Below are 17,221 nucleotides of genomic sequence, written 5' to 3'. Positions count from 1 at the left end.
ATTATTTAATACGTATGATAGCATTCATACCTACGCGAAGCATGGCGAGATCTTTTGGGGTATTGGATGCTGTAAAATTAATTCTAACCGGAATGCGCTGTTGTACCTTAACAAAGTTCCCCGTAGAATTGTCAACCGGAACAGCAGAATACTTAGATCCTGTTGCTTCGGATATGGCGGCTACTTCACCTTCAAATGTCTTCCCGGCCAATGCATCAATTTCAATGTTGACTTTTGCCCCGAGGGCAATATTTTTTAGTTGACTTTCGGTATAATTTGCGGTAATCCATTTCTGCTCATCACGTACAATATTGACCAATGGCGTACCGTTTTGCACCAATTGACCCTCTTCAATCGTCCGCCGTCCCAATACACCGTCGTACGGTGCCGTGATAACCGTATACGAAAGGTTTAACTTGGCTAGATCAATCGCAGATTCGGCCTTTAGTAATGAGGCATCATTGACCGACAGCTTCTGTTCAGACTCATGTGTGTTAAGTTTCGATACACGCTCTTGCGCCAAAAGTGCCTTATATTTGGCTAACATGGCCTCATAATCTGCTTTTACCTGATCGAATTGATATTGCGCTACTGCTTCATCTTTCACCAGACTCTCGTAACGCCTATAATTCAATTCCATATTATCTAGCCGGGCTCTCATCTCATCGATATTGGCATTTGCTATCGCAGTACTATTGCTGGCAATGGCAATTCCAGATTGCGATATAGTTTTACTTGCTTTGGCATCGGCAAGAGTGGCTTGTGCATTTTGTAATAAAATTCTGTACTCCGCATCATCAATAATGACGAGTGTATCGCCTTTGTGAACTTTTTGATGCTCATCAAATCGAATTGCTTTGATATAACCGCTGATACGCGAATTTATAGGGGTAATATGGGCATCTACCTGGGCATCATCTGTATAAACAGATTCGTTGATGTGGAAAAAGACTAAGATACCCCAGATAATGGTAAACACAATGACGACTGCAGATAGGATGTTGATGATCCATATCTTCCGCCTTCGTTTTATTTCTTTCTCACTTAATGTTGAATTGCTCATGACTCAATTATTTATCTTCTTTTTTTCTGAAAATCAAGGCTCCCGATACTATTGCTTATCAATAATTGCGGTCAATTTTTCGAGAGTTTCTGTAATTTCCAATACTTTTTTTTCTGATATCTCCTGCAGGATCACACGGTAGAGGTCTTGTTGGACAGGGTCTAATAATGTCCTATATTCGTTTCCCTTTACCGTTAATTCGATTAAATTATTTCGCCTGTCATTGGGATCGCTGACGCGTCTAACCAGATCCCGTTTACAAAGATTATCGATCAACGGAGTGACACTTGCTTTGTTCTTCTGTATTGCTGTGGCTATATCTTGCTGATTCATTTGCTCCTTTTTCCACAGTGCTGCCAATACTTGTAACATTTCATAGGTGATATCCAATTGCTGTTCCTTTATTTTCTGGATATAGTATTGTTTTAAGCTCGTTCGCAAAGCAATGATACTATCCACTAAGGGTTTTACTGGATTCATGGATTCGTTTTTCATAGTACAAAGTTAAATATAAAATAGTTAAATATCAAACTAAATTACTTTAGTTAAAAATGTGTTAAAGATGAATGCTTTAGAGAGAGATGGCATTTTATTTGGGAGCACCTAAACGAAAGGAAAAAAAGATATGTTAAGAGTTGAATTAATCTTCTTTAGACGTTGCCTACTGCCACTGCTGATTTTAGGAGGCGGGATAAGTGTTGTAAGAGCGCAGCAAATGCATGCTTTTAATAATTTAGAGACTGATTATCATTTTGTATATCGCTGGGTAGATCCATTCTTCCCTTTAAGCCCTCAGATAGATGTGATGAGCTTAGACGTTGCGCCAATCGATAAAGGGCCGGAACAGCAGGAGAAAGTAAAAACGTCATCGGGAAAACAGCGTTTTACGGGCAGGGTGAGTGAGCGCGTATATGAAGGTTCGGAAGTAATCGTGAGCCCTGGAGAATCGGTTGGAAATATAACCTACAGCTCCACTAGTTCACCCACCCGGTATCGTGTTGCCATTGATCGAAGGAGCAATGAGCACTACCATGGAAAGCCCGTATTTATAGATGCAAAGGGGATAAAATATATAATTGATTCGAAATTTAGAAAACAAGTTGTCGAATAATTCCTTGGCTAAGTTAAAAATTTGTAAAAAATATTTTTTCAGGTAATTAAATCGAAATATGGCATTTGTATTGTGCTTTTATTTACAATTATTTAAATAACAATTGGGTTATGAAAGCAATAAATCGTTTCAAAAAAATCACAGCTGCATTAGCTTTGATCGCTGCAGTCGGATTGGGACAATCCTATGCACAAACGGCTCCTAAAAAAATGGAAAAATAAGCCAAAAAGTCTGAACAAAAAGTAAAGACTAAAGCCAACGAGGCCGAAACGAAAACGAAGGCAGCGCCGGTGAAAGCTACAGCGAAGAAGGAAGTTGCGGTCAAGGAAAAGTCAACGCAGACGAAAAAGATGGCTGATACAAAAACAGCGCCAGCAGCACCAATGGAAGCGAAGGAAAAAGCCGTGAAAAAAGAAAGTGCTAAAGCTGAAAAACAAGCCACTGCTGTTAAAAAGGATGCCGTAGCAACAACTGATAAAGCAACAAGTGAAAAATACAACGGCCATACAATATATCTCGGTCCAAAAGGTGGCAAATATTATATCAACGGAAATGGTAACAAAACGTACATTTCTGACAAAAAATAAAGAGCAGCTGAAAACGAATTATATCAAAAAAGGGGACATCGATCGATGTCCCCTTTTTTGATTTCAATAGTTTAGCGTAGCAAATTCATTAAATAGCTTTTGTCGAGATAAAAGGCATCTAAACTTCCGCCCTCATCCAGAATACTGTTGCTAATTTCCTTTTTATTTTGCTGTAAGGTCTGAATTTTATCTTCGACCGTGTTAGGGCTGATTAATCGAACAGCGGTAACCGTCTTTTGTTGCCCCATGCGATAGATCCTGTCGATCGCCTGTTGTTCAACAGCAGGATTCCACCAGGGGTCTACCAGGTACACTACATCGGCTGCGGTAAGATTAAGTCCGGTACCACCAGCTTTTAGACTAACCAGAAAAACGGGGATATCCTTGTCGGATTGAAAGTCACTAACCAATTTACCTCGATTTTTGGACTGGCCCGTGAGCATCAACGCGCGAATCCCCTGTTTATCCAAAGCCTCTTTAATCAGGTTGAGCATACTGACAAACTGTGAAAACACGATCATTTTGTGCTGGTCTTTTTTATGCTGAATCTGCTCGATAAGCATTTCGATTTTGGCAGAGTCCGCAGCGGTAGTCAGATCTTCGTTTTGGAGAAGTTTGCTTGAATTACATATCTGACGCAATTTTGTTAGACCTTTTAGGACATGCATGGGGCTTTTCTTGATTTCATCGCCATCTTTGGCTGAGATAAAATCCCGAAACTCTTTTTCATAAAGATCATAAATTCGCCGTTGGGCGGTTTTCATCTCACAGTAAAGGATCAGTTCATTTTTTGCAGGAAGATCACGTAATACATCCTGTTTTGTTCTACGGAGAATGAAAGGCTTTATTTTCTCTTTCAGCATTTTTTTTCTCTTGCGGTCATGGAAAGCATCAATAGGAGTCGTATAGACATCTTTGAAATATTTTTTGCTTCCTAGTAGCCCCGGCACAATAAAGGAAAGCTGGGCATAAAGATCCATCGTATTATTCTCGATAGGAGTTCCTGTTAAAATAATGCGATTTCTTGATTTTAATAAATTTACCGTTTTGTATCGCTGGGAATCCGGGTTTTTGATTTGCTGCGATTCGTCCAATATGACATAATTGAAGGTTATTTTTTTCAGCATATTGATATCCGTCAGCAGGTTGTGATAAGAAATTAAAACAAGGTCATATTGTTCAAACTGCATCCCTTTTTCCATTCTATTTGGACCATCTAAAACCAACGTCTGGAAAGATGGAAGGAATTGCTGGATTTCATGCCGCCAATTAAAAATTAAGGTCGTGGGAAGTACAAGTAATGTTGGTGCAGATTGTCCCTTTGCTTTTTGAGTAGCCAGAAAGGCTAATATTTGGATCGTTTTGCCAAGTCCCATGTCATCGGCAAGACAGCCGCCAAAGTTAAGCCCATCCAAGAAATGCAGCCATTGTAGTCCTTGTTGCTGATAAGGGCGTAAGTTTCCGACAAAAGTTGGAGGTAGCTGGACCTCGGATAGCGAAGAAAAATTAGCGAGCTGCTTTCTCAACGTGCTGAGCTCCGCCAACACGATGGGGTCTAGCTCCGCCTGATCAAATAGTTGATCGATTTCATTGAATTTGTATTTTGGAATTTCAATGAAATCATCAGCTATCGATTCTGCTGCATTAAAATAGGCTTCAAATTTATCGAGCCACTGTTGCGGTAAAATGCCCTGGGTGCCGTCATCCAAGGTGATGAATTGCGAGCGGTTCCGTACTGCCTTTTCAAGTTTTTTTAGGGAGACACTTTTGGGGCCAAATTTGACCTGTATATTGGCGTTGAACCAATTTTGTCCACTGAGGACCTCCACATGTATTTTTCCCTTAAAACGGCTTAATTTATTTCCACGTAACGTATTAAATCCGATGATCTGTATACCCTGATGTTGCCACTCCTCAAAAGCATCCAGAAACCAGTTACTGTCCAGAAAGTATTTGCGATGCAAATAAAAATGCTGAAAGCTTCCTTCATCCATTTGCTCCTGAAAATAGGGATGCTGCTTCAGTAACAGGGAAATAACTTTTGTTTCAGCTTCACGTTTCCGATCGACCAAAAATTGTGTACCCTTGCTGTCTGTACCAAATATATTCCGCTTACTTAAAATAGGAATTTCGACCTCACCATAACGCATGACAGGAATAAGGTTGACAAAATCTTCCGATTCTTCCAGAAACAAAAATGGCTGCATGTCCTGATAATACAGATTTTCCTTCAACTGTGGCTTGCTTGCTTTGGGAATATCTTTAAAATTTAACTCCACGGAATGTGCTATCTGTTCCAAAAACAACCTGTTGAATTCTTCGAACTTACGCTGATGGATCAACAATTGCTCACCTTTGTTGCCAAACAAACGGATCAACTTGAGGTGAAATCTATTTTCAATCAGAAAAAGCTGATTTTTGATGAGAATGAAATGGTCCAAAAGAACGACTAAATCCTGTAAATTGTAGGCTATCGTATGAATATGAATTTCTCCTTGAATGGTATAAAACGCACCTTTTTTTGTAATGAAGAGCTTAATTTCACCTTTGTTTAGGTTAAATTGAACCGGCGATAAGGTGGAGGCTGTTATATTGTCGGATTTTTCATAGTCATGCAGATAAAAATCGAGGTGTAACGGATTTTTTGCAACCGCCTTCAGACTGGAGCTGATTTCGATATCCTGTTGTACAGCTTGAGAAAATTGGTAAACAGCGGTGTAAAATTGCATTTCCTCAATCGAGCTGCTTTGCCAGATACGGGACTGGCTCTCACTGGCGGAAATCGGATTTTTAGGTAGGCCGGATTTCGTCATTGGAGCTTGACACAGGAGTATTTGTAGATTTTTGTAGTACCGGTTGCGCGTTAACACCACAAAATAATGCTGCTGTTCGGCCGTCGTCTTGACCTTTTTTGGGATAAGAGATTCCTCCACTAGATCAAAGTCATCAATAGAGGTTAGCTGTTTGTCTTTTAATAGAAACTCAAGCTTCCCTGCTTTGATCTGGGCTGAAAAATAGTTTTCTAAAGACGATTCCTTTTCCAGTCCATATTGTGCCGCAACCTTCTTGAGGAGATGCTGATAGCGGTTGTGATCAAAAAATGCCAGCCAATTCTCCTGTGTAAATAGTTTACCTAAAGCCGCCTTTTGATGACGGCAGAATCCTGTTTGTGGACAATTGCAAAAGACGGCTGTTGTGGGCAACGTATGGATGATCATCACTTCAAAATCGGTATAATTCTCCAGTACCCGAAAAGTTGCCTGATTGACCTCCATTTCCATCGCATTGACCTGAAAATGGGCCAGTGTCAGGTCCATCCAAGGAAAATAAGAATAACGGCTCACCTTGGTGAAATCGATATCGGTCAATGTATACTGATGGAATTCCATGATGCTTGGTTAAAAATTAAAACTCATTCCGCCATAATAATTACGTAAAGGGGCAGGATTAAAATACCGTCCTCCAAAAGCATTGATATCGTTTCCAAGACTATATTTTTCATTGAGCAGATTGTCGGCCCCAACAAAAAGCCTGATTTTATGCCGTGAACAGACAGATTTGCTCCAAGATAATTTGGCTTGCAAAAGATGATACCGTTTGGCATAAACAGTGTTTGCATCATCCAGTGGTATGGCTGCTGTTAAATTGGAAAGAAGATCCAGTTGGAATTCATTCGGGAAAAGTATATTCAACGAATTTACCCATACTGTTTTAGGAACTGCAGGGAGTTTATTGTTCTTATAGTTTTTGTCGCCTACCTGATAGGTTTTGAAACTGTAGTCATTGAAGGAAAAATTGCTGGTCAGCTGTAGGCTACGGACCATACCGGTTGTTTGAGGCCTAATCAAATACATGAATAGCGAGGCTTCCAATCCCTTTTGGTTTATTTTACCCGCATTTTGAAAATATTCAGCACCATTATCCCGTACCTGTCGGATGATGGCATTGTTCATTTGATACGTGTAGGCCGCTGCATCTAAAATAATCCGGCGATTCCACAAATGCCAACGAAGCCCAAATTCATGGTTTGTACCTGTTTCTGGTTTCAGCATCGTATTAATTGTATTGTCTGACGAGCGGACTTCAGCAACAGTTGGTGCAGAGAAACCTTTAGAAATCGATGCTCTAAGTGCAAGCATTGGAGTGATCAAATAGGATAGTGCTGCTCGTGGCATCCATGTACTCCCGAAATCAATATTTTCTTTGTTTTCTTGTGCGACAGGATAACGTTGCTGGTAGCCAATTTTATTCTCATTTAATCCGAGCGACAGCTCTACCTGGAGACGCTCTAGCCATTCCAGTTGGGTGCGTGCAAAAAATGATTGCTGACTGTTTTCCAATTTGTCCTTGGCCTGAGGATCGGTAGCGACACCTTGGGCGTTGTCATAATTGTCAATAGCATACCATCCCTTTTGCGCTTCCAAGCCCAGTTGTACTTCATATTTTAAATCTTGGCTCAACAGATCGACATAAGATAAATACAGGCGCGTTCCCAAATTCTTTTCATCTCTTTTCTCGTAATTGGTGATGAAGGGATTTTTGATCTGATTGGATGAACCAAATACACTGGCGAATAAGGTCATCTTAGAACTGAGATGCGTCTGGTTGCTCAGTCCACCAAAGAATGTTTTATCGTAGATTGCTGCTTTTTGTTCAGCAGCACCAGGGTTTGGTCCGCCCTTTGGCCGGGCTTGCCTGCGGTCGCTTTCCATTTGTGCTGCGGTGAGCCCTCCCGGAGTTTGGTAACCGAGATCCGAATAGAGCCCCGTGAATTTTAATTCGGATGTTTTTGCATATTGCCAATTGTAATTGAGCTGGATATTCTTTTTGTTTAAGGCTGAATTTTGGCGATAACCGTCACTTCTCGTCCAACTCTGATTGACGGCAAGTTGTTGCGTCTTGCTGACGGGTAATATTGCATTGAGCTGCTCCTGGAAAAGACCATAGGAGCCTCCCGTTAATTGGAGATTGACTTCAGGTTTTGCAGATTGATCAAATCCTTTACTATATAAGGAGAGTATACCGCCTGAATTGGCCCCGTAGATCGATCCGTCCGGACCTTTCAAGATATTGATTTGCTCGATTGCATAGGGATCGAGCAAGTTAAGATAGGTGTTCCCGCCGGCGTCAGTAAGCGGAAAGTCGTCCAGATAGATTTTAACATTGCGAACACCAAAAGGTGAACGGATCATACTCCCGCGGAGTGCAAGCCGGTAACTTCCAGGAGAACGTTCTTCCATCCGTAAACCCGGTACCCTGTTCATTGCCGAAACAAAAGAGGGCGACTGTTGGGATTGGATCGCTTGGTTGCTTAACACAGCTGCAGAAGAAGTCAATCGCAAGAGCGGTTGTTTATTGAAGTAGGCTTTAACTTCGACTTGCTCTAGCCGATTAGTTGTAGTATCCACTTCTTGCGCATATAATTTGCTACATAAACCAAGGGTAGCAAGTAGGTAATATCTTTTCATTGTTCGGGTTAGTTCGGCTTAGTCTGCAAATTCCTGACTGAAATAAATTTCAAAAATCTGCTTTTTCTTATTGTATTTTAAGCATTGAAAATTCGCGTATACGGAGCTGGTCGGTACACAAAGACTGTTGGCCATGGCATCTTTTGCGATGTTTTTGTTCAGACAGCCCTGCTGCAAATCGAAGTTTTTGTTCGTAGAAATATCGGTCACCTCAAAGGAGTTGTCGTCAATCAGGTAATTTGAATTGTTTAGGCGAATATAATCCTCTTGGTAAATCAGTTCGGAAGCAACAAGATAATCGAGCGATCCAAAGCTGGATGAACAATCCAAATTTTGAAGGGTATTGACAACTTTTAATTCTTTATACAGTGTGTTGAATGTATTGTTCTTACGATCCAATAGGATGATTTCGATGCGATGATTATCTTTATTGTACACAATATACCCAAGGTCATCGGCACCATTTTCAAAGATATTCCCTTTGGTGATCGCTAAAACAGCTAAGGTAGGATGCCTAAGAAAATAATCCTTCTGGTCCGCCGGTAGTGTTGTCGTTAACTTCTGATGAAGTTTATCGAAGAGGCCGGCATCATTCATTTCCATTAACTGCTGCGCTTGTTCTTTTACCCTGCCTTCAAAACGCGGGCTATCGTAGCTCGACGTATCCGATGGGAGCGACGCGGAGGCAGGAAGGGCTACTTGTTCTTTCTTTTGGTCTTCACTTTTCGTTGATGTTGGTGTTGGCGTCTTTGCCTGATGACAGGAAACGAGACCTAAACATAATGGAATGTATAGAAAAAAGGTTTTTAAATTCATGATGAAGTATCGTCAATGCTTATGCAGTCACTCTTCATGCAGCGAAAGAGCAATAACATCGGCTAATTTAGTTATTTTATGGCAAAGAAAGCTGCCGCAGCCTGGAATTAGAAAGCTTCATTCAGCCCCAAAAAGAAACCACGGGAACCATATTTTCCAAAGGCATAGTCCAGACATAGATTTGTGCGTGTTGCTTTGTTAAAGAGAACTCGCAACCCGGCACCACCCCCAGGTTGCCACCTTTCAAAAAGTTTGGTGCCCAGTTCGTCGCTGGCAGTCTGTAGGTTAAAAAAAGCAGCTCCGCTCAAAAAGCGATTCTTTAAAATTGGGAAGCGGTATTCTGTTTCGGCATAACCGAAAGAAATTCCTTTGAAATAACCGATGGTATAACCGCGGCCGCTTCTGACGGCTACGTCCCTTCCTGTTCCTGGAAGATCAAAATAGGGCAGAGTACCACCAAGTTTATAGGAACCCCAATACCAGAAGGCGAGTACATGAGCTGGGTCGGACTGGGATAGACTAAAGTATTTGCGAAAGTCGGTGGTAAGCTGTACTGCACTTTTGCTGCTACCCAGCAGCGTTGTGTTCCATCGCACACCGATATCCGAATATATACCCTTGTAAGGCCTGTTGGGATTGTCTCTGGTCATATATTGCATATTGAGCAATAGGCCGTTGGAATTGTAACTGTCGGGCTCGAAGCCATGTTTTTCGGTGTAGATGGTGTTGGGCGTAACGTTGCCATTCGGGCCGCTGCTGGTTATTTTCCGTCGTAAGTCAAACGCCAGTCCGGCCCCAACAAATAGCCCGTCGGCGATGCGTTTATAGACTTTTTCATTAAATGTAAATGCATTATATTTTGCGCCGTATTTCTTATGGTCGGGGTTGGCAAGAATCTCTTCATCGGCATTGTTCCATTTTCCATGGGGAGTCATGCCCAGCCCTGCGTCTAAAGCCACCATTTTGACAAGTGCAAAAGCACCCTGAAAATTTAGTTTATTGTTCGGAGTAAATACATTGTGGCTGATATAGAAGACCATAATATTTTTCGTGGTGATCGAGGCGGATGTCGCTGCGATCGACATGGTGGTTGTTTTGGGATCACCTAGTACTTTCCCGGCGACAGCCTTGATTCCAATCTGGCCACCAATGGTTGGGTTGTAGGCAATGTTGGGCATTAAGGTGATGGGAGAACGTTTACTTGCATGTTCCTTTTTTCGTTTGGGATGTATTATTCTTCCGATGAGATCCGATATATCGTATTGACTAGCCAAGGCAGAGTCACGCTGCTGTTTGTACTGTGCAACAGAGTCTGCTTTCACATCATTTTGAGCTGCAAGGAGTGTAGGGATTGAAATTAAAAGTATTCCTAAAAAAGCGTATCGGAAGAAATCGTTATAACGTAAAAGTTGATGCATACATTCGGGCTTATCTTAAAACTAAACGTAAAAAAAAATAAAATGTTTTCTCCGGCACTTGGAGCCTGTCTTTTTGATGGTTGAACAAATGCGAATAGGGTATTGTGTTGGAGAAGTTTATTTTTCTTGCGAAGCTGGAGAATTAAACTTGCAAATCACAGCAAATTTATCTTAGTTTGATTATTTAAACTAGGATATGATAGGACGCACTATATTGAATTACGGATTGACGTTGCTTTTATTGACAGGGGCTGCTCATGCACAAGAACTGTATACCCCAAGGAATATTCAGCAAGCGATCGCAAAGGGGACCCGTACTACAACGGGCATACCGGGAAAAAACTATTGGCAGAATTTTGGAAAGTATGATGTGCGGGTGCAGTTGGATCCGGCTACAAAGATGGTGAGTGGAACAGAGACTATTCTGTACACAAACCATAGTCCTGATACATTGAAACGCTTGGCTATCCGATTTGTGAACAATGTGCACAAACCTAATGCGGTACGTGCGGCATACGCTTCGGACGATTACCTGACTTCGGGCCTAAAGATTAAATCGTTTAAATTGAATGGTCAAGTTTACGACGTAAACAGCAAGGACTGGGGAACGGTGAAGTTAGGTGATTTTGGGCAGAAAATCCTTCCGGGAAGCACTGCAACATTGGACATTAGCTGGGAATATCCGTTATCTGTCGAAAGCGACCGTGAAGGGCTATTGAATGCTTCGACCTTTTATTGTGCTTACTCTTATCCGCGTGTGTCTGTATACGACGATTACAATGGCTGGGATCTTTTGGAACATAATGGCCGACAAGAATTCTACAATGGTTTCAACGATTATCAATTTGAGATATCCGTTCCGAAGAACTTTGTTGTTTGGGCGACAGGCGAATTGACCAATGCGGCTGATGTACTGCAGAAACCTATTCTGGACCGTTTCGAAAAATCAAAAGTCAGCGATACCCCAATACATATCGCGACAGATGCCGAAATGAAATCGGGCAAAGTGACAGCACAAGAAGCCTGGAATACGTGGAAATTCAAAGCAAGCTACGTACCTGATTTTTGTTTCAGCTTGAGTGACAATTATATCTGGGACGGGGGGAGTGTAGATTTGGGAAGCAAGCGCGTGAGTGTGCAATCTAGTTATGTCGCCGGAACGCCAGATTTTGAACAATACATTGTCTGGCAACAATACTGCATTGACTGGTTTTCTAAAAATTGGCCTGGTGTCACCTATCCATACCCAACAATGACAGCCGTTCAGGGATTTGCAGATATGGAATATCCGATGATGATCAACGATTCGAGTGTTCCAGATAATCTTGTGGATGCACGGCAAACAGCAGACCATGAAATTGCACATACTTATTTTCCTTTTTACATGGGTATCAATGAGACGCGATACGGTTATATGGATGAAGGTTGGGCTACTGCATTGGAATTCTGGATCGGAAATGCGGAGATTGGTGCCGAAAAAAATAAAGAACTTTTCAAAGATGCCCGTGTAAAGCGTTATATCTTTGACCCCTCTACAGAAGAAGACCAACCCCTGATTACGATGACCTCTCAGTTAAGTGGTTTAGGTTATGGTAACAATGCTTACATCAAGGCCGCGTTGTCTTATATTGCATTGCGGGATTATCTGGGCGATCAACTGTTTAAAAAAGCACTACATCATTATATGGAGCTATGGCATGGAAAGCATCCGACGCCTTGGGACTTCTTTTACAGCATCAACGCCGGAGCTGGGCAAAATTTAAATTGGTATTGGAAAAATTGGTATTTTACCAATAATTACATCGACCTTAAAGTGAATGGTTTTAAACAGCTTGCCGGTAAAAATACACTTACGATCACTAATGTTGGGGGATTTGCAATTCCGTTTGATGTGTTGATTACCTATACGGATGGATCGGTGGAGACAAAACATCAAACTCCGTCAATTTGGCAACACAATGAAATACAGGTAATCCTGACGTGGACTTCGACTAAAAAAGTGAAAAATATTACCTTGGACGGAGGGATTTTTATGGATTACACAGCCAAGGACAACAGCTGGGACGTTATTAAATAACCCGATCGATCGTGTCAGCCTTTATGTTTGAAAAGGTTGACACGATTAATGACTGAATGCTGTTGTGAAGTTTACCTACAAATAGGTGTCCATTCCTGTAAGCCGTACCTTGGGCCTGTAAGACTACAGCTGATCAATGCTTCGAAATGTCAGATTAATTCGTGCACTGAACGCTTTTTTTGTCGGTGGAAGCCGATGCAACCAATACGTTTGTGTAAGACCTTTCATCACCAATAAACTTCCATGGCCCAAGATGAGGTCTATTTTTTCTTTGCTCGTTTTGTGTTTAAAGGCAAACTTTCGTTCAGCACCAAAGCTTAAAGAAGCAATTGCTCCATTTTTTTTAAGGTCTTTTTCACCGTCACTGTGCCAGGCCATTCCTTCGTCGCCATTGTGATAAAGATTCAACAGGCAGGAATTATACGTCTCCTGTGTTTGTTCTTCGGCAATCTTTTTCAGCTCAAGAAGCTCTTTTGTCCAGGGAAGCGCCCTTTTAGTGGTGTTGGAATAGCTATATTCGAAAGCCTGGTCGCCATACCAAGCCACTTTTCGTTTGGTGACGATTTCGTTTCCAAAAATAATAGCACGGTCATTTACCCATTCGATCGAGTCCATGAGTCTATCAAAATAGTGGTTTGCTTTCTGTGGAGGCAGTATTTTACCATAATAATTGACAGTCCCATCGTAAGGGAGTAGATTTCTATTGCCATCGAAGAGATTGTCGAAAAGTTCCATTTTATCGTATTGTGTGTGTTTATTAAATAGCCGTATGCAAAGTCTCCCATCCGATCATCGCTGTTTTCCGCATTGGATCCCATCGGTAACCACCAAATATACCGCTGTTTTGTATAACACGATGACAGGGGATAAGGTAAGCTATCGGATTGCTACCGACAGCTGTGCCGACAGCACGGGAAGCTTTGGGGTTTCCGATTTGAGAAGCGATAGCACCGTAGGTACTTAAGTTACCCATAGGGATTTTTAATAAAGCTTCCCAGACTTTCAATTGAAAATCAGTGCCTTTTAAATGTAATTTTACCTGGCGGATATCTTTGTCTTGGGGATTTAATGCGCTGAGTGCATTATCGTGCATGCTATCTCCCTGTTGTCGATATGTTGCGTTCGGAAAGCGTTGTTGAAGGGTGTCAAAAGCTGTTAAGTTGTCATCGGCATAGGCAATATGACAAATACCTTTTGAAGTGGATGCAATTAGCATTGTGCCGAATAAGCTCTGATAATAGGCGTAGGAAATCAATAGATTGGAGCCTTCATTTTTATATTCAGCGGGAGTCATTCCCTCAATATTGATAAATAGCTCATGAAGTCTACTGCTGCTGGAAAGACCAAGTTGATAGGTGGTTTCGGCGATATTACTTTCCTTGAGCAATGATTTTGCATGATTTATACTTACGTACTGTAAGAATTTCTTGGGGCTTGTACCAGCCCATGCGGTAAACATGCGTTGAAAATGAGCTTCACTCATGTAAACATGAGAAGCGATCTGACCCAATGTAGGTTGCGTCTTAAAGTTTTCCTGTAAGAAATGTATGGCCTTGGCGATACGTTGAAAATCTACTTCTTGTTGAGTAGTCATGATTGTTCATTTAATTTATACAAAATTGCTAATAAGAAGAAGTCTTTAAAATCCGATTTATGCTAAATTAAATGTTGGATGAAGGAGATTTGTCCGAATGACCCAAGGATTTATCTGGTGCAATTAGATCTCGGATGAGCTGTTTGAGTTCTTTTATTTCGGGGAATCGACCCGCTCTTTTTCGATCGAAAATCTCCTGATCCGCTACCCGTACGGTATAACGGCCTGCAATTTCGCTGGGAACCAGCATCACTCCATGGATCTCATCCGTGAACGAACTCAGTACCTCCTGCGCCATATAGGCGGCGCGCAGCATCCAATTGCATTTTGGACAATATTCAATTTCAATAACAGGTTTTGTTGCCATGAGTTAAGTTCAAGTACGTTGTTTTGTTTCAAACAAATTTATCAATCCTAGCGCTGCAATCCTAACGCTTTTTGTCATGGAAATTTCGAGATTATTTCCAACTCAGCGGAGTCCTGTATACAACAAGACCATTCCATTGGCCTTTTTCTCAGTTAATGGAATGGGCTGGCATTGTTGGATATTCCTGACAGGTATGCTGGAGGCTTAACCGATTTTCAAAGAAGTCATGGTCAGCGATCCAGCCACTGAATTGTCGTTGAAGAGAAACAACTCATCATTTTTCTCCTGTAAACCCAAGGTATAGATTAAAGGGAGGTAATGTTCAGGAGTTGGAATTGCCAAGTCGAACTCTTTGCCCTGTTTTCTGAAATCGATGAGCGCTTGATGGTTGCCGTTCTGAATAAATTTCTTCATTTTTTCATTGGCTATCGTAGCCCACTCATAGGCATAGCCTGCCGTATCGAGTTTGTCCCAGGCGACCATCCGTAAGTTGTGCACCATATTGCCGCTACCGATAATGAGTACCCCCTTTTTTCTTAGCGTGTTTAATTGCTGTGCAATTTCATAATGGTATGCTGCAGATTGTGTGTAATCGATGCTCATTTGAATAATAGGCACGTCTGCATCAGGGTATAGGTGTTTGACTACAGACCATGATCCATGGTCCAGCCCCCATTTGTCGTCGAGATGAACGTCTGTTTTGCTTACGATACGCTGTGTTTCTAAAGCGAGAGCCGGGCTGCCTGGAGCTGGGTATTGGACATCAAATAACGCCTGAGGAAAACCGCCAAAGTCATGAATGGTGGCGGGATGCTCCATCGCTGTGACAAATGTTCCACGTGTTTCCCAGTGTGCCGAGACAACAAGAATCGCCTTCGGTTTTTCGAAAGTTTGGCCAATTTTTTTGAATCCCCGGACAAATTCGTTGTCCTCTATGGCGTTCATGGGACTTCCATGTCCTAAAAATAAGACCGGAAATTTGTCCGTTGCCTCCAGTTCCTCGGAAAATTTATATAAAGAGTTTGCTTTATAAGCTACTCCAGCTAATGCTAATGTTGCCATAATTTTAATAAAATCCTTTCTACGCATTTGATATGATGTGACTGCGTCAATTTTTATTACAAAGGTAGGGGATGGGCTTGGCTAGGCGGTATCATTATCCTGTCAATCTGTTGTACTATTCGGAAATCTGTTATACGCTATTCGGAAATAAGTTTTTGGATTTCATTTCTAAATTCCGAAGGCGTCATGCCTGCTTTCTTTTTGAAGACATTGGTAAAGTAGGCTTTATCTTGGTAACCGAGTTCAAAACCAATTTCCGAGATCGTTTTAGTCGTTGTCAACAAGAGGTTTTTTGCTTCAATAAGTTTCCGTGTTTCGATAATCTCAGAAACGCTTTGTTGTAATATGCTCTGACAAATTAAATTTAGGTTTCGTGTCGACATAAAAAGCTTCTCCGCGTAAAAATTAACGCCTTCAGGACGGCGGTAGTTCTCTTCCAGTATAGATAGAAAGCTTGTGAACGTTGTACTCTGATTTTTCAATTGCTGTTGGCTGTCTGGAAATTGCCTTTTTCGTTCAGATTCAATCATGGTAAAGATGGTGCTCAATAGCTGCTTGATAACCGCATAGTCTACGCTATGTTGTAAGCATTCCTGCTGCATTAGCTCACACAAGACTATCAATCTCCCGAAGCAGTTGGGGCTGGCGAAGGTCAATGTCGCATTTTCATGAAAGTGGGTATAAAGTTGGAAAGTTGTTTCGGGGATAAATTCACTTTTAAATCGAATGACCCAAAATTCAATGCTATTGTTGTGCAAAAGAGGTTTCACACGGTGCGTTTTGCCCTGAGTGACAAAACTTATAAATGGAGCGGTGTAGGTTTTTGTTTTAAAATCGATAAAATGTTCGAGTTTTCCTGCCACACCAATAATCAGTTCCTCGAAATCATGTTGGTGTATTTCGTTTTTGGATTGTTGTATGCGCAGTGCCTCATCGGCGTCAACTTTGTAAATTTTGAAAAGTCCGTTCAAAATAAGGGAAATTTTAATTTGCTATTTACGAATATACGGTTTCGTTTGCATATTGGCTATTCGCAGTGTCCTACCGGCAGTTTACAGTTATTGACTTTTGAATCTATGTTATTTTCCAATACTGTGCCCAAATGAGGCTTTGATGGTTGGCGGTACATTTTTTATGTTGGCTAGTTTATAATATAGATCCTTATATGTTTATCCGTTTCTATGCTAGTTTTTCATTTGAGTTGGTATTCCGAAGCAAGGGCTGCTCCGCTTCATCGTTAAATTGAGGTATTCCCCAGTCTGATGTGAACCCTTGAATCGTTATTTTGTCTGTCTTTATAGCGTGTTTTTCCGAGTTATTTTCGTGTTGCAGCGTCGCTGCGGAATTTTTCGGCTGCGGTTCGGATTGGCGTTGGCCTTTTTTAGGGGCATCCAGGGAATATGGTCGCGTTCGGAGCGTCATTTGCCCGTGTTGGCAGCGGGGTGAGTGCGGGCTTAGACTCGGACTCAACACGGACTCAACACGGACAGAACACGGTTGCAGGGCAAATCTGCCCCGACCATGGTACGAAGCAGGGCTGGGAGGGTAGTCGGAGGTTCCTGCAGACCTTTGTCAGCAGCCGGAGTCCTATCCCCAACCGGAACCCTAGTTGCCCTAAATGAGCCATGCTTCCCCAGTAAATAAAGAAAAGTTGAGGG

General features: G+C 41.7%; 17 protein-coding genes. 4 read left to right on the top strand and 13 right to left on the bottom strand.

Annotated features, from left to right (window positions below; all coding sequences use genetic code 11):
• Position 1 precedes the first annotated feature (1 nt).
• Entirely contained in the window at positions 2-1,063 is a 1,062-nt protein-coding gene (locus B3E92_RS18650; RefSeq protein WP_083295941.1) for an HlyD family secretion protein, read from the bottom strand.
• Positions 1,064-1,111: 48 nt separating this feature from the next.
• Positions 1,112-1,558, bottom strand: coding sequence for a MarR family winged helix-turn-helix transcriptional regulator (locus B3E92_RS18645; protein ID WP_083295940.1), 447 nt, complete (start codon positions 1,556-1,558; stop codon positions 1,112-1,114).
• 130 nt (positions 1,559-1,688) lie between these two features.
• Between B3E92_RS18645 and B3E92_RS18640 the strand changes: the two genes are divergently transcribed.
• Both B3E92_RS18640 and B3E92_RS18635 read left to right on the top strand, forming a co-directional pair.
• The gene (locus tag B3E92_RS18640) at positions 1,689-2,174 is read left to right on the top strand and encodes a hypothetical protein (RefSeq protein WP_286778456.1); all 486 of its coding nucleotides are present in this window, start codon (positions 1,689-1,691) and stop codon (positions 2,172-2,174) included.
• A 290-nt stretch (positions 2,175-2,464) separates the two neighbouring features.
• On the top strand, positions 2,465-2,761 hold the full coding sequence (locus tag B3E92_RS18635) for a hypothetical protein (RefSeq protein ID WP_286834793.1): 297 nt from the start codon (positions 2,465-2,467) through the stop codon (positions 2,759-2,761).
• A gap of 71 nt (positions 2,762-2,832) precedes the next feature.
• Here the strand turns inward: B3E92_RS18635 and B3E92_RS18630 are convergent, their stop codons facing one another.
• From B3E92_RS18630 to B3E92_RS18615, 4 genes are all read right to left on the bottom strand, one after another.
• On the bottom strand, positions 2,833-6,150 hold the full coding sequence (locus B3E92_RS18630; RefSeq protein ID WP_070565968.1) for a DEAD/DEAH box helicase: 3,318 nt from the start codon (positions 6,148-6,150) through the stop codon (positions 2,833-2,835).
• 9 nt (positions 6,151-6,159) lie between these two features.
• Complete coding sequence (locus B3E92_RS18625) at positions 6,160-8,229, bottom strand: TonB-dependent receptor (protein WP_286834794.1); 2,070 nt, start codon at positions 8,227-8,229, stop codon at positions 6,160-6,162.
• An 18-nt stretch (positions 8,230-8,247) separates the two neighbouring features.
• A complete protein-coding gene (locus B3E92_RS18620; RefSeq protein WP_070565962.1) occupies positions 8,248-9,045 on the bottom strand; it encodes a hypothetical protein in 798 nt (265 codons plus the stop codon).
• A gap of 107 nt (positions 9,046-9,152) precedes the next feature.
• Positions 9,153-10,463: a BamA/TamA family outer membrane protein gene (locus B3E92_RS18615; protein WP_070565961.1), complete on the bottom strand. Its 1,311-nt coding sequence runs from the start codon at positions 10,461-10,463 to the stop codon at positions 9,153-9,155.
• A 196-nt stretch (positions 10,464-10,659) separates the two neighbouring features.
• On the opposite strand from B3E92_RS18615, the gene B3E92_RS18610 reads away from it, so the two are divergent.
• Positions 10,660-12,540 (top strand): M1 family metallopeptidase, encoded by a 1,881-nt coding sequence (locus B3E92_RS18610; RefSeq protein WP_286834796.1) that lies wholly within the window; start codon positions 10,660-10,662, stop codon positions 12,538-12,540.
• Positions 12,541-12,663: 123 nt separating this feature from the next.
• On the opposite strand, the gene B3E92_RS18605 is transcribed toward B3E92_RS18610, so the two are convergent.
• The 3 genes from B3E92_RS18605 to B3E92_RS18595 all read right to left on the bottom strand — a co-directional run bounded on the left by B3E92_RS18605 (position 12,664) and on the right by B3E92_RS18595 (position 14,501).
• Positions 12,664-13,275, bottom strand: coding sequence for an alpha-ketoglutarate-dependent dioxygenase AlkB family protein (locus B3E92_RS18605; protein ID WP_070565957.1), 612 nt, complete (start codon positions 13,273-13,275; stop codon positions 12,664-12,666).
• Between the two features lie 22 nt (positions 13,276-13,297).
• Complete coding sequence (locus B3E92_RS18600) at positions 13,298-14,134, bottom strand: bifunctional transcriptional activator/DNA repair enzyme AdaA (RefSeq protein WP_286834797.1); 837 nt, start codon at positions 14,132-14,134, stop codon at positions 13,298-13,300.
• A gap of 67 nt (positions 14,135-14,201) precedes the next feature.
• Entirely contained in the window at positions 14,202-14,501 is a 300-nt protein-coding gene (locus B3E92_RS18595; protein WP_070565953.1) for a SelT/SelW/SelH family protein, read from the bottom strand.
• Positions 14,502-14,577: 76 nt separating this feature from the next.
• Between B3E92_RS18595 and B3E92_RS18590 the strand changes: the two genes are divergently transcribed.
• Positions 14,578-14,709 (top strand): hypothetical protein, encoded by a 132-nt coding sequence (locus tag B3E92_RS18590; protein ID WP_262886174.1) that lies wholly within the window; start codon positions 14,578-14,580, stop codon positions 14,707-14,709.
• On the opposite strand, the gene ygiD is transcribed toward B3E92_RS18590, so the two are convergent.
• From ygiD to B3E92_RS18570, 4 genes are all read right to left on the bottom strand, one after another.
• On the bottom strand, positions 14,706-15,563 hold the full coding sequence (gene ygiD / locus B3E92_RS18585; protein ID WP_286834798.1) for a 4,5-DOPA dioxygenase extradiol: 858 nt from the start codon (positions 15,561-15,563) through the stop codon (positions 14,706-14,708). The two genes, B3E92_RS18590 and ygiD, sit on opposite strands and share 4 nt — an antisense overlap.
• 137 nt (positions 15,564-15,700) lie before the next feature.
• Complete coding sequence (locus B3E92_RS18580; protein ID WP_070565951.1) at positions 15,701-16,534, bottom strand: helix-turn-helix transcriptional regulator; 834 nt, start codon at positions 16,532-16,534, stop codon at positions 15,701-15,703.
• A 208-nt stretch (positions 16,535-16,742) separates the two neighbouring features.
• On the bottom strand, positions 16,743-16,985 hold the full coding sequence (locus B3E92_RS18575; protein ID WP_159333286.1) for a hypothetical protein: 243 nt from the start codon (positions 16,983-16,985) through the stop codon (positions 16,743-16,745).
• 44 nt (positions 16,986-17,029) lie between these two features.
• A partial coding sequence (locus B3E92_RS18570) for a hypothetical protein (protein ID WP_286897891.1) occupies positions 17,030-17,221 on the bottom strand: 192 nt, incomplete at its 5' end.

The organism is Sphingobacterium sp. UBA6317 (genome assembly GCF_002440385.1).
GTDB lineage: Bacteria > Bacteroidota > Bacteroidia > Sphingobacteriales > Sphingobacteriaceae > Sphingobacterium > Sphingobacterium multivorum.
This window is presented reverse-complemented; position numbering and strand designations above follow the sequence as displayed.

Bases quoted from the DNA above. Each gene is read 5' to 3' on its own strand.
- B3E92_RS18645 (WP_083295940.1), bottom strand. From the start codon at position 1,558: ATGAAAAACGAATCCATGAATCCAGTAAAACCCTTAGTGGATAGTATC.
- B3E92_RS18600 (WP_286834797.1), bottom strand. From the start codon at position 14,134: ATGACTACTCAACAAGAAGTAGATTTTCAACGTATCGCCAAGGCCATA.
- B3E92_RS18650 (WP_083295941.1), bottom strand. From the start codon at position 1,063: ATGAGCAATTCAACATTAAGTGAGAAAGAAATAAAACGAAGGCGGAAG.
- B3E92_RS18620 (WP_070565962.1), bottom strand. From the start codon at position 9,045: ATGAATTTAAAAACCTTTTTTCTATACATTCCATTATGTTTAGGTCTC.
- B3E92_RS18640 (WP_286778456.1), top strand. From the start codon at position 1,689: ATGTTAAGAGTTGAATTAATCTTCTTTAGACGTTGCCTACTGCCACTG.
- B3E92_RS18610 (WP_286834796.1), top strand. From the start codon at position 10,660: ATGATAGGACGCACTATATTGAATTACGGATTGACGTTGCTTTTATTG.
- B3E92_RS18630 (WP_070565968.1), bottom strand. From the start codon at position 6,150: ATGGAATTCCATCAGTATACATTGACCGATATCGATTTCACCAAGGTG.
- B3E92_RS18615 (WP_070565961.1), bottom strand. From the start codon at position 10,463: ATGCATCAACTTTTACGTTATAACGATTTCTTCCGATACGCTTTTTTA.
- B3E92_RS18575 (WP_159333286.1), bottom strand. From the start codon at position 16,985: ATGACGCTCCGAACGCGACCATATTCCCTGGATGCCCCTAAAAAAGGC.
- B3E92_RS18605 (WP_070565957.1), bottom strand. From the start codon at position 13,275: ATGGAACTTTTCGACAATCTCTTCGATGGCAATAGAAATCTACTCCCT.
- ygiD (WP_286834798.1), bottom strand. From the start codon at position 15,563: ATGGCAACATTAGCATTAGCTGGAGTAGCTTATAAAGCAAACTCTTTA.
- B3E92_RS18590 (WP_262886174.1), top strand. From the start codon at position 14,578: ATGGAAATTTCGAGATTATTTCCAACTCAGCGGAGTCCTGTATACAAC.
- B3E92_RS18625 (WP_286834794.1), bottom strand. From the start codon at position 8,229: ATGAAAAGATATTACCTACTTGCTACCCTTGGTTTATGTAGCAAATTA.
- B3E92_RS18595 (WP_070565953.1), bottom strand. From the start codon at position 14,501: ATGGCAACAAAACCTGTTATTGAAATTGAATATTGTCCAAAATGCAAT.